The following is a 12,491-nucleotide window of genomic DNA, read 5'->3' on the forward strand; positions in this document are numbered from 1 at the left end:
ATCAGGTCATTTAGTACTATTTATTCATTTCACTAATTAAAAATGCAGATATTTCTCCTGCTACCTTTAATGTTTTTTCTTGGCTAATTACCCCTAATCCAGAGCTGTCAGTAAACGGCGCTATTTCCATCATATCAGCCCCTGTTATTGGATATTGAGCAGCAATAGCTCGTAGTATTGCCATTGCTTCAGCCGGCATTAAGCCATTTGGTTCAGGTGTGCCAGTAGCACTTGCATAACTGTCATCAATGGCATCAATATCAAAGCTAACATATAACTCATCAATATTCTGAACGGCCAATTGCGCTAGAATATTTTCAATGACTTTTTCAACGCCTAATGTTTTTACTTCAGCTGCCCAGTGCTGTTTTACGCCAAATGTACTTTCCCAATGACTTTTAGGTTTTCCGCTTGAGCGGATACCAACTTGAATCAAATGTTCTGGCGCAGGTAAATCATCTAAAATATGGGTACACCACGAGCCAAAGCATAAATCGATTCCTAATCGTTCAACGAGTAAATCTGTATGTGCATCAAAATGAATAATGCCAGTACGCTTGCCTTGTTGTTTTTTGGCTTGTAAATATGCTTTGGTTAGCGGATAGCTAACACTATGATCGCCACCTATACCAAAAATACCTTTATCAGGAAAAGCGGCATAAAAGTCATGTAATACATCTTCGGTGATACTTAATGGACTGACATAATATTCACTTTGGCTATCTTGATATAGTGCTTTTCTACAGTTAGCTATAGTTGCATCGTTTAAATATTTATCTGACAATAAATGAGGAATGACGCGAACATCCCCAAGATCAAATGTATTCAATTGTGGATATTTTTCTAGCAAGGCGCTACGTAGAAATAATGGTCCCCAATTAGCTCCTCTAAGAATTCCGCCGCCACAATCTGATGCTACACCTAAAATAATGGCACGAGAGGTATCAGGCAGCGTGTCTAAAGAACTTTTCCATAAATCTTCAATGCCACTAGCCTGACCAAAAATTGTTTGATGTAATTGCGCTTTACGCTCTTTTGCAGTATTGACAGTAAAAACACCATTTCCTGGGGGGCATAAACAGTGAATTAATTTATTTTTTAGTTGTTCGGGTAATTGCGACATTGTAGCCTCAGTATAAGATATTAATAAATAAAAATTACCTGCTTAATTTAGTTTTTTAGACGTTAACCCTTATTTTTTTCCGCAAAGTCGATTATGATTGCGCTGAAAATAGCGTTAATTATTTTTTATAAGCTTGGTATTAGTATGAGTACATGCGCATTATAGTCAAAAGCAGCTAAGAGTAATAGACGGGCAAGCAGGCTCAAAAAATAAATGCTTGTCAATTTGCATAATTATAGATATATGTATAAATAGGTATGCAATCATATTTTAAAAACGATACCCTTAATTAGCCTTGTTTGAGTGATATTAAAGAGTATGCTCGCACTTTTTAACTCAAATAGTGAATGAATAATAAAACAGAAATTAATTTAACTTCACCTGTAGATAAACGGTTGAAGTAAGTAGGATTACAAACTTTTATGGCAAAATCACTTGTTATTGTCGAATCGACCAAAGCGAAAACAATTAATAAATACTTAGGAAAAGACTTTATTGTAAAGTCGAGTGTTGGGCATGTGCGCGACTTACCCCACAGCAGTACAGGGAAGAAAGTTGCCACTAAATCACCTGCAGAAGTGCGTAAAATGGCACCTGAAGCAAAAGCTAAATACAAAGCTAAACGTGACAAACAAGCGTTAGTTAACCGCATGGGAATCGATCCTGAAAAAAATTGGGCGGCTAATTATCAAATTCTTCCAGGAAAAGAAAAAGTAGTGACCGAGCTACAAAAACTGGCAGAAAAAGCAGATATTGTTTATCTCGCAACCGATTTGGATCGCGAGGGAGAAGCGATTGCCTGGCATTTAAAAGAGCTAATTGGTGGGGATGACGATAAATTCCGTCGTGTTGTTTTTAATGAAATAACGGAAAGCTCAATCAAGCAAGCTTTTGCTACCCCTGGCGAATTAAGTATGCCTGGTGTAAATGCACAACAAGCTCGCCGTTTTCTTGACCGTGTTGTGGGCTTTATGGTTAGCCCGTTACTGTGGAAAAAAGTTGCTCGTGGTTTGTCGGCCGGTCGAGTGCAATCCGTGGCAGTGAAATTAGTTGTTGAGAAAGAGCGTGAGATAAAAGCTTTCGACCCCAAAGAGTTTTGGGAAGTAGTTGCCGATACTCATGCAAGTTCAGGTGAAGCGTTAACGCTCGATGTAACCCATGAAAATGGCAAAGCATTCAAGCCCACAAACAAAGCGGATACCGATAAGGCATTAGCCGTATTAAAACCGAGCGGATTATGTGGTGAGTAAACGTGAAGATAGACCTTCAAAAAGTACTCCGTCGGCTCCCTTCATTACCTCAACACTACAGCAAGCCGCGAGCACTAAATTAGGTTATGGTGTAAAACGCACCATGGGGTTAGCACAGCGTTTATACGAAGTCAAGCACATAACCTATATGCGTACTGATTCAACAAACTTAAGTAAAGATGCGGTTGATATGTGCCGAACTTTTATTAGTGAAAGCTTTGGTGAAAACTATTTACCAGAAAAACCGAAAGTTTATGGCTCAAAAGCAGGGGCACAAGAGGCACATGAAGCGATTCGTCCGTCAAATGTAAAAGTTGAATCTGCTTTTATGGAAGGTATTGAACCCGATGCCAAAAAGCTTTATGACTTAATCTGGCGCCAGTTTGTTGCCTGTCAAATGACGGCCGCACGATATACCGTAAGTACATTGACAATCAGTGCAGGCGGCTTTGATTTAAAAGCGAAAGGTCGTGTCATGCAGTTTGATGGTTGGACGCGCGTTCATCCTCAACTGGCTAAAGGCGATGACAAGCATTTACCTGATTTAACGGTAGGTGAAGCCTTAACATTAGATAACTTAGAAGCAGCACAACACTTTACTAAGCCACCAAGACGTTATGGTGAAGCTTCTTTGGTGAAAGAGTTAGAGAAACGCTCTATCGGTCGCCCATCAACTTATGCGTCTATCATTTCAACCATACAAGATAGAGGTTATGTACGGTTAGATAAAAAACGTTTTTATGCTGAGAAAATGGGTGAAATAATTACTGATAGCCTTTCGATTAGTTTCGAAAAATTAATGAGTTATGATTTTACCGCCAATATGGAGCAAGAACTTGATGCGATTGCTGTTGGTGAACTTGATTGGAAAGCTGTTTTAGATAAATTTTATGAAAATTTCAGTAAAAAGTTAGCACTTGCCAACCTTGATTCTGAAGAAGGAGGCATGCCAAATAACGATCCCGTCTTAACGGACATTGATTGTCCAACATGTGGACGTAAAATGGGTATTCGAACGGCTTCAACAGGTGTGTTCTTAGGGTGTTCAGGCTATGCTTTGCCACCGAAAGAACGTTGTACTACCACCATGAACTTAACGCCTGGTGAGGAAGCTGTAAGTGTCTTAGCTGAAGATCAAGAAACTGAAGCATTGCGCGCTATGCACGTTGTAAAAAATGTAATACCGCAATGGATAGTTATTTAATCGATGAAACTCGAAAATTGCATGTGTGTGGTAATAATCCCATTTGTGATGGTATTGAAGTTGAAAAGGGCACGTTTAAAATTAAAGGTTATGATGGACCTGTCCTCGAATGTGATCGCTGCCAAGCTGATATGGAATTAAAATCTGGCCGTTTTGGTAAGTATTTTGATTGTACCAATGCGGAGTGTAAGAATACTCGTAAGTTACTTGCTAACGGTGAAGCTGCGCCACCAAAAGAAGATCCTGTTCAATTACCTGAACTTGCCTGTGAAAAGTCTGAAGCACATTTTGTATTACGTGATGGTGCAGTCGGTATATTCTTGGCTGCCAATACTTTTCCACGCTCGCGTGAAACAAGAGCACCAAAAGTAGAAGAGTTACAGCGTTTTAGAGACCGAATATCACCTAAGTTCTATTATTTAGCTGATGCCCCGCCGCAAGACAATAAAGGTAATCCTAGTATTGTTCGCTATAGTCGTAAAACTAAAGAACAGTATGTAATGACAGAGATTGAAGGTAAGGCTATTGGCCGGACTGCCAAGTATATTGATGGCAAATGGGTTGAAGATATTCCTAAACCGAAGAAAAAAGTCGCCAAAAAGAAAGTGGCAGTAAAGAAAAAAGCAGTCGCTAAAGAAGAAAGTTAATTTTAAGTTAGTTACGAAAACAACTTTTCAACAAGTTGTTTTCGTTTTTCTGCTTGTTATACCAATCTTAGCAACTATGTGATCATTTCTACTTGCAGAAATCACCAACTACCTCGTCATTTATTTAATCATTAGAACAACTCGTTATTGAAATAAATGCCTTGTATTAGGCAATTTTTTTACGTATAAAATAGATTACTTAATTAATGAAACGGGTATTACTTGTTCTAGAACTTTGTGTTCAATCTAATCCTTCTAATTCATCAATGACTTTTCTTGCTTGTGCTATTGTACAATCACTTCGTGCGATTAAAGCACTGATGGTTACTTTGTCAATTGTTGCCGCGATTCTTAATAATTCCTCATGGCTTAAATGTTGATATTCACTTTTTAATTGTTTTGCTAACCACAGCCAACTTGGCTCGTTTGATGATTCTATAAATTCTATAATAGATTGTATTTGTTCAAAATTAGCATTGAGTAGCCAATGACGAGAGCGCCCTATACGTTTCAGCTCACAGCCTTGCAACCTTATGTGAGCCTTTAAAGCATAAGCCTTCATTGTTCTTCTCAAAAAAGAATTTAATGTAATGGAATTGACTTTTTCCACGCTATAATCTCAATTATTCCTATGAAAAAGCCAAAGAACAGCCGGCTTAATAAGTTAATGGAACACTTTAGTAAAATGTAATTAAGTTTCTATTATGTTTGAACAAGTAACCACCTAAATAAAATTTACCATTTCTTTTTAGGTTGGAACAAGATATCTAATTCGTTCTCTTCGCTTTTGGCTTTTCTTGCTGCGTCAGATGCATTAGTTATTTTTAAAGATTCAGTGATTTCTTCTAATAAAGTGGTTATTTCGGCGTTTTTGGCTGTAGTGTATTCTGTTTTTTTACCATGATTTTCCAAGGTTTGTAATGCTTTTTCAAAATATTGGCGTGCAGAGCCAAACATTTCCTTATTTTGTGCTTGGCAGCCTCGTTTAAGTAAACTTTCAATGTTTATTTTTAATTGCATTGCATCTAAACGCTGATCTTCTTGCGTAAAGGTACTTGGGTCTAATGCACCTTTCGATTGTTCCGATTTTAATATTGCACGCAATTTCTTTATGCATTGCAAGGTTGCTAATATTTGTTTCTCATTATCAGGTAAAATAAAATTTGCTTCATTATTTTGACTCGCTGCTAAATCTTCTGCTGCGTCTAAACGAGATTTTAGCGCGGAAATTTTCTTTTTAAGTCCCGTAACATCAGGCATTAGTTTCTGCATTTCTTTCGCTGCATTTAGACACCTTTTATTTAATATTTGCGCAATATTTGGACTGGCAGGAATATTTGATAAATTTAGAATAAGCTCTTCGCTTTCATCTATGATGGCTTTCTGTTTTGCTACTTTTACTCTTTTTTCTGCATCTTGTTTTTCTTTATGTTGCTGTATTGCGCTAACTACAACAACAAAGATGATTAAGGTAATGAGTAAACCTATAATAATAGCGACCATGTTAAAGCTCTTATTTTTAAAAATGTGAACAACTATCCACGATGATAGTTAGCAGTCTACAAAAAATGTGATGCTTAGCAAAGCGTAACTTACAATTTATTATCTAATTTAAAGATTTAGATGGATAAATGATGGTTTGAATGTTGAATTATTTTCTTTGTGTTATAAGTTAGGTAATAAAGTTATTACGCAATTTTTTAAATTATGGTGAATTTAATTTACAAAAAATTAAATTTGATATGGAATAAATCTTCAATTAAGTATATTATTTTGGTCTAAAAAAGTTCCTACACTCGACGTTTGAAGCAGCTTAGGTATACATAATGAAATTGCAACAATTGCGCTACATAGTAGAAGTACTCAATAATAACCTAAATGTTTCTGCGACGGCAGAGGTACTTTTTACGTCTCAACCCGGTATTTCCAAGCAAGTTAGAATGCTTGAAGATGAATTGGGAATTCAAATCTTTGGTCGCAGTGGTAAGCATCTCACACATGTTACACCCGCAGGGCAAGAGGTCATTAACATTGCCCAAGAAATTCTTTCTAAAGTTGAAGGTATAAAAGCGGTTGCTCGTGAGCATACGCAACCAGATGAAGGGAAATTACGCATTGCGACAACACATACTCAGGCTCGCTATGCTTTACCTGAAGTTATACAAGGCTTTATTAAGAAGTATAGTAAAGTTTCACTACAAATGTCTCAAGGTACGCCCGCAAATTAGCGATGCAGCAGCGAAAGGTGAGGCTGATTTTGCTATAGCCACAGAGTCTTTGCATTTATACAATGACCTAGTGATGTTGCCTTGCTACCATTGGAACCGTAGTGTTATTGTTCGAAAAGATCATCCTTTAGCGCGCAAACAAAATTTAACGATTCAAGATATTGCAAAGTATTCTCTCGTGACTTACGTTTTTGGTTTTACTGGGCGTTCCGAGTTAGATGCTGCTTTTGAGAAAGCAGGAGCAGAGCCTAAAATTGCCTTTACTGCAACAGATGCCGATGTGATTAAAACTTATGTTCGTCTAGGCGTCGGCGTCGGTGTCATAGCGACGATGGCGATCGATCCTGCTATTGATAACGATCTTGTTAGTATTGATGCGAGTCATTTATTTAAAGCCAGTACAACTAAAATAGGTTTCAGACGTGGTAGTTTTTTACGAGGTTATATGTTTGACTTTATTGAACGTTTTGCGCCGCATTTAAATAAACATGTGGTTACACAAGCTATGTTGTTAAAAAATAATGTAGAAGTTGATGAAATGTTCGCTGACGTTACATTACCCATTAGGTAATGTAACTACTATATTAAAAGTTATCAGTGAGTAAAATGATACCTAGATACTTGCTAACATTCAGTAATATTCACTGCTAATCCACCCCGAGAAGTTTCTTTATATTTAGTTTTCATATCATTGCCTGTATCCCACATGGTTTTGATGACTTTATCTAGAGAAACTTTAGATGTCCCCGTTCCGCGAAGAGCTAATCTAGAAGCATTGATTGCTTTAACTGACCCCATGGCATTTCGTTCAATACAGGGAACTTGCACTAAACCACCTACCGGGTCACAGGTTAAGCCTAGATTATGTTCCATACCTATTTCAGCAGCATTCTCAACTTGTATAGGAGAGCCACCCATAATCTCGGTTAAAGCGGCGGCTGCCATGGAACAAGCAACGCCTACTTCTCCTTGACAACCAACTTCGGCGCCAGAGATAGAAGCATTGGTTTTATATAAAATGCCAATAGCAGCGGCAGTAAGTAAATAACGTATACAATCATCATCAGAAACGGGATTTACAAATTTGTCGTAATAACACAATACGGCAGGAATGATCCCTGCTGCACCATTTGTCGGAGCTGTAACTACACGACTACCTGCAGCATTCTCTTCATTAACAGCTAATGCAAATAAGTTTACCCAGTCCATTGCTGTAAGAGGGTCACTTGATTTTTCAACCATTAAAGAGCGATATAATGCCGGCGCACGACGATTCACTTTCAGACCACCGGGTAAAATCCCTTCGGTAATTATTCCTCGATCTACGCTGCCGCGCATCGCTTGCCAAATACCTACGAGTTTAGAGCGAATTGTAGTTTCATCATTTAAGCACTTTTCATTTTGCATCATAATAGTACTGATACTTAAGCCACTTTCTTGCGCAATGGCAAGGAGTTGAGCTGCGTTAGTGAATCGATGAGGCCTATCGATATTTTCATGCAGGGATAACGCTTTATCTTTTTCTTTCTCGAAATCACAATCTTGTACAATAAAACCACCACCAATAGAGTAATAAGTTTGCTGTAAAATAATTGTTTCACCTTGGTAAGCAAAAAGTGTCAATGCATTTGAATGGGCAGGCAACCTTTTTCTATGATGATAAATAATGGCATTATCTTTAGGAAAATTAACAGAATAATTTCCATCGAGTAGTATTTTTTCACTTTCAACCACTTGAGACAGGATAGTGTCTATTGAATCAACAGCGATGTCTTCAGGCGTTTCACCTGATAAACCTAGAATAATTGCTTTACCTGTACCATGACCAATGCCTGTTTGACCCAAAGAGCCAAATAATTCACATTTAACACGGTCGGTTTTAGTGAGCAACGATTGTTTTTTGAGTGCTTCTTCAAATAACTTGGCTGCTTTCATTGGACCAACAGTGTGAGAACTTGATGGACCAATACCTATTGAAAACATATCAAATACGCTAATCATGACTTAATTCCGAATAAAATTTTAATAATTTATGTTTTGGCTGATGTTAATATGGTAATGATAGCTGAAAGTTATTATTTTTGACAATAAATATTCGCAATAATTAACGAGCATGTTTGAAGTGAAACACTCATGTGGTAAAGGTTATTTTATTCTATTGACTAAATCTTTCATGATGGCTGCTGTCGCACCCCAGATGTTATAGTGTCTATAGGGATAAAAGTGGACATTATGATGACGTCCATGCCGATAAGAATCGATGATATGGTGATTTTCATCTTGTAAAAAATGTTGTAATGGCACATGAAATATTTCATCTACTTCATTTTTGTCTTTTATATAAGTTTGAAGTGAATCAATCATCGCGACGATAGGTGTAACTTGATAACCACTAATAATTTCATAACTTGGCAATTGTCCAATAACCGTAACGTTTTCCGGATCTAGCCCTATTTCTTCTTGTGCTTCTCTCAGTGCTGTGTGCGTTAGATCTATATCAGTATGCTCTACTTTGCCCCCAGGAAAACTTATTTGTGAAGGATGGTGTTTTAAATGGCTAGCACGTCTAGTTAATAGTACTTGTAGACCATTTGTTGAATAGGTATCTTGTTCAGTATTTAGTTGATTAGCCATTGTCTTGGAATCATCAAACAATGCGATTAGCACTGCTGCAGATCTTAAGGGGGCATGGTGTTGGTAATTATGACAAGAATCATATTGCTGTTTTAAATGAAATCTAAATAAAAACTCATCTTTATCCATTATGTTTACCCTCTTGTTTACCTAATTGCTCTAATATGGGCAAAATTCGATTTACTTTATCAAAGGTTTCTTGAAACTCGCTTGAAGCGGTTGAATCAGCAACTAAGCCGCCACCACCCAACAGTATATCTGATTAGTGACAGAGGAAGATCTAGAGGTACCTTGATTGTTTAACGCGATTAAGGTGCGAATAGTGATCTTGGTGTCCATCGTACCACAACTTGAAATGTAGCCTATGCTGCCACAGTAGACACTTCTTCTGTGGGGCTCAAGTTGTTCAATAATTTCCATTGCGCGAATTTTTGGGGCACCGGTAATTGACCCACCAGGAAATGCACCACGCAATAAATCATTCACACTATATTGCTCAGCAAGTTCGCCTTCAACTGTACTTACAAGATGGTGTACGGCCGGAAAGCTTTCGATATCAAATAATTTTGGCACTACAACACTGTTTGGGGTGCACACTTTTGATAAGTCATTACGCAGTAGATCAACAATCATTAAGTTTTCAGCTCGATCTTTTATTGAGTTGAGTAATATTGCAGCGTTGGCGCTATCTTGTTCAGTATTGTTGCTTCTAGGCATAGTACCTTTAATGGGTTTACTTTGTACTTTATTATTTTTACATTGCAAAAAACGTTCAGGCGATAGACTTAAAATACAGGCATTATTCAAACGTATAAATGCTGAAAAGGGCGCTTTGTTTTCTATTCTAAGAGCGCAGTATGCTTGAAACTCATCCCCTAAATATTGTGCGTTAAAGCGTTGTGCTAAATTAATTTGATAACAGTCACCCGTGGATAAATATTGTTGGACTTGGTTGAATTTTTCAATATACGAAGCTTGATCCATACTACTTTGCCAAGGCGTTGTTAAAGTGAAGTTTTGCGAAGGTTTTGCGTTATTTTGTTGTCGAGTAACTAATGCTTGTATAAACTTTTCCAAGGCGATACGTTTTTCTGCAGGACAGAGTAAAAAGTACTGTTGCCGTTTATGATCAAAGATCACGGCTTGGCTATATATGCCCATTGCCATTTCAGGCAAGCTAATGTCTTGTTCTGCGTTTGTAGGCAATTTTTCGAAACGACGACCTAAATCATAAGCAAGATACCCTAATGCCCCCCCTAAAAAAGGTAAGTCATATTGCGTCGCATGTACTGTTGAAATTACTTGAGGTTGAATTTTTTCTAATAAAGAAAACGGATCATCATCACTTATCTCAGTTTTATCGGATTTTTTATAATGTATTTGTGTATTATCGCCGTAAGTGCATAAGGTCACTTCAGGTTGCCAAACCAAAATATCAAAGCAGGCATTAATATGCCCACCTTCACCTGAATCTAACCAAATAGCCCAAGGCTCTTGCGCTAATGGTGTAAATAAATCTAAGGGTTTAACTGTTCTTGCTAAGGTTAATTTCTCAACAGACAGTGATAATGGTTTACTCAGTGATAGATTGTTGGATTGCAAGACGGTAGTTACTCAAGTTATTGACTATTCAGTTGCTTAAAAAATTATTAGATATTTATCTAATAAATGTTCATATTCTACTATTGGCTACTAGCCGCAGTTTCAATAGAAAGGTATTATAATGAAAACAAATTATATACCCAAATGAATTGAAATTGCAGGTTTTAGTGTACTTGGGTATTCACACCGTTAACGAGAGTTGAGAGCACCATGTCCCATAAAATTATCAAACAACAAGACTTAATCGACAGTGTTGAAGACGCACTACAATATATTTCTTATTATCATCCTCTTGATTTTATTCAAGCGTTAGAAAAAGCTTATCACAAAGAACAAAATACAGCGGCCAAAGATGCCATTGCGCAAATTCTTATTAATTCGCGTATGGCGGCTACGGGTAAACGTCCTATATGTCAAGATACAGGTATTGTTACGTGTTTTGTGAAAGTAGGTATGGGCGTTACCTGGGATAAAACCGATATGACAGTGCAACAAATGGTAGATGAAGGCACACGTCGTGCTTATATGAATCCTGATAATCCATTACGTGCTTCTATTGTTGCTGATCCTACCGGTGCTCGTAAAAATACGAAAGATAATACTCCTGCTGTTGTACATGTCGACTTGGTTGAAGGCGATGAAATTGAAGTGATGATTGCGGCTAAAGGTGGCGGTAGTGAAAACAAAACTAAAATGGTGATGTTAAATCCTAATGACTCTATTGCTGATTGGGTAGTGAAAACGTTGCCGTCGATGGGCGCAGGTTGGTGTCCGCCTGGTATGTTAGGTATAGGTGTGGGTGGTACGGCAGAAAAAGCAGCCGTATTAGCGAAAGAAAGCTTGATGGATCCTGTTAATATTCAAGAATTGATGGATAGAGGTCCTCAAAATTCAGAAGAAGAGCTACGTTTAGAAATTTTCGATCGGGTGAATAAATTAGGGATCGGTGCACAAGGTCTTGGCGGTTTAACTACCGTTGTCGATGTAAAAATTAATGCTGTTCCAACACATGCAGCATCATTACCTGTTGTAATGATTCCTAACTGTGCAGCAACGCGTCATGTTCATTTTCACTTAAATGGCACTGGCCCGGCTGATTTAACACCACCTAAATTAGAAGATTGGCCAGATATTACGTGGGAAGTGGGTGAAAATGTTCGCCGTGTTAATGTTGACGGTTTAACTAAAGCCGATATAGCACAATGGAAAACAGGGGAAACTGTTCTACTTAGCGGCACTATCTTAACTGGCCGTGATGCTGCCCATAAGCGTATTCAAGACATGTTAGCTGCCGGTGAAAAGTTACCTGTTGATTTTACAGACAAATTTATTTATTACGTTGGTCCTGTTGATGCCGTTGGTGATGAAGTCGTTGGTCCTGCAGGCCCTACAACAGCAACACGTATGGATAAATTTTCTGAAATGATCTTGGCTGAAACGGGTCTTCTAGGATCTATCGGTAAGTCAGAACGTGGTGCAGCGACCGTAGAAAATATTAAAAAGCACAAGTCTGTTTATTTAATGGCCGTGGGCGGTGCTGCTTACTTAGTTTCTAAAGCGATTAAAAAAGCGAAAGTTGTCGCCTTTGAAGATTTAGGAATGGAAGCCATTTATGAGTTTGAAGTTGAAGATATGCCCGTGACCGTGGCTGTAGATAGCAACGGAGAGTCTGCACATGTGACTGGCCCTGCTATCTGGAAACTTAAAATTGAAGAATCAGGTCAAAAATAGTAATGTTAATCGTTAAAGACTAACCCTTAGTAATTGACCATGAAAACATTAGTGAATGACCTTGAAATACCA

The 12,491-nt window shown here is 37.8% G+C and carries 6 protein-coding genes and 3 pseudogenes; 3 read left to right on the forward strand and 6 right to left on the reverse strand.

Going from position 1 to position 12,491, the window contains the following annotated elements; translation table 11 throughout:
* Nucleotides 1-16 precede the first annotated feature (16 nt).
* A complete protein-coding gene (locus L3081_RS08105) occupies nucleotides 17-1,123 on the reverse strand; it encodes an arginase family protein (protein WP_242284780.1) in 1,107 nt (368 codons plus the stop codon).
* A 422-nt stretch (nucleotides 1,124-1,545) separates the two neighbouring features.
* On the opposite strand from L3081_RS08105, the pseudogene topA reads away from it, so the two are divergent.
* A pseudogene (gene topA / locus L3081_RS08110) lies at nucleotides 1,546-4,224 on the forward strand (type I DNA topoisomerase).
* A gap of 241 nt (nucleotides 4,225-4,465) precedes the next feature.
* On the opposite strand, the gene L3081_RS08115 reads toward topA, so the two are convergent.
* Together L3081_RS08115 and L3081_RS08120 are read right to left on the reverse strand one after the other, a co-directional pair.
* Entirely contained in the window at nucleotides 4,466-4,834 is a 369-nt protein-coding gene (locus L3081_RS08115; protein ID WP_338027178.1) for a ribosome recycling factor family protein, read from the reverse strand.
* A 125-nt stretch (nucleotides 4,835-4,959) separates the two neighbouring features.
* The gene (locus L3081_RS08120; RefSeq protein WP_242284782.1) at nucleotides 4,960-5,727 is read right to left on the reverse strand and encodes a hypothetical protein; all 768 of its coding nucleotides are present in this window, start codon (nucleotides 5,725-5,727) and stop codon (nucleotides 4,960-4,962) included.
* 323 nt (nucleotides 5,728-6,050) lie between these two features.
* Between L3081_RS08120 and cysB the strand changes: the two are divergent.
* Nucleotides 6,051-7,023, forward strand: a pseudogene (gene cysB / locus L3081_RS08125) (HTH-type transcriptional regulator CysB).
* A 53-nt stretch (nucleotides 7,024-7,076) separates the two neighbouring features.
* Here cysB and L3081_RS08130 read toward each other — a convergent pair.
* The 3 genes and pseudogenes from L3081_RS08130 to pabB all read right to left on the reverse strand — a co-directional run bounded on the left by L3081_RS08130 (nucleotide 7,077) and on the right by pabB (nucleotide 10,649).
* The gene (locus L3081_RS08130; RefSeq protein ID WP_242284783.1) at nucleotides 7,077-8,453 is read right to left on the reverse strand and encodes an L-serine ammonia-lyase; all 1,377 of its coding nucleotides are present in this window, start codon (nucleotides 8,451-8,453) and stop codon (nucleotides 7,077-7,079) included.
* A 144-nt stretch (nucleotides 8,454-8,597) separates the two neighbouring features.
* Nucleotides 8,598-9,215: a CoA pyrophosphatase gene (locus tag L3081_RS08135; protein ID WP_242284784.1), complete on the reverse strand. Its 618-nt coding sequence runs from the start codon at nucleotides 9,213-9,215 to the stop codon at nucleotides 8,598-8,600.
* Nucleotides 9,208-10,649 (reverse strand): annotated as a pseudogene (pabB, locus tag L3081_RS08140) (aminodeoxychorismate synthase component I). The gene L3081_RS08135 and the pseudogene pabB overlap by 8 nt, the downstream one beginning before the upstream one ends.
* A 249-nt stretch (nucleotides 10,650-10,898) precedes the next feature.
* On the opposite strand from pabB, the gene L3081_RS08145 reads away from it, so the two are divergent.
* Nucleotides 10,899-12,419 (forward strand): fumarate hydratase, encoded by a 1,521-nt coding sequence (locus L3081_RS08145; RefSeq protein WP_242284785.1) that lies wholly within the window; start codon nucleotides 10,899-10,901, stop codon nucleotides 12,417-12,419.
* The last annotated feature ends 72 nt before the right edge of the window (nucleotides 12,420-12,491 follow it).

The organism is Colwellia maritima, from assembly GCF_022669015.1.
Classification (GTDB): Bacteria; Pseudomonadota; Gammaproteobacteria; order Enterobacterales; family Alteromonadaceae; genus Colwellia; species Colwellia maritima.

What these genes read in the sequence shown, in the direction of transcription:
- L3081_RS08145 (WP_242284785.1), top strand. Translation starts at nt 10,899, where the DNA reads ATGTCCCATAAAATTATCAAACAACAAGACTTAATCGACAGTGTTGAA.
- L3081_RS08135 (WP_242284784.1), bottom strand. Translation starts at nt 9,215, where the DNA reads ATGGATAAAGATGAGTTTTTATTTAGATTTCATTTAAAACAGCAATAT.
- L3081_RS08130 (WP_242284783.1), bottom strand. Translation starts at nt 8,453, where the DNA reads ATGATTAGCGTATTTGATATGTTTTCAATAGGTATTGGTCCATCAAGT.
- L3081_RS08105 (WP_242284780.1), bottom strand. Translation starts at nt 1,123, where the DNA reads ATGTCGCAATTACCCGAACAACTAAAAAATAAATTAATTCACTGTTTA.
- L3081_RS08120 (WP_242284782.1), bottom strand. Translation starts at nt 5,727, where the DNA reads ATGGTCGCTATTATTATAGGTTTACTCATTACCTTAATCATCTTTGTT.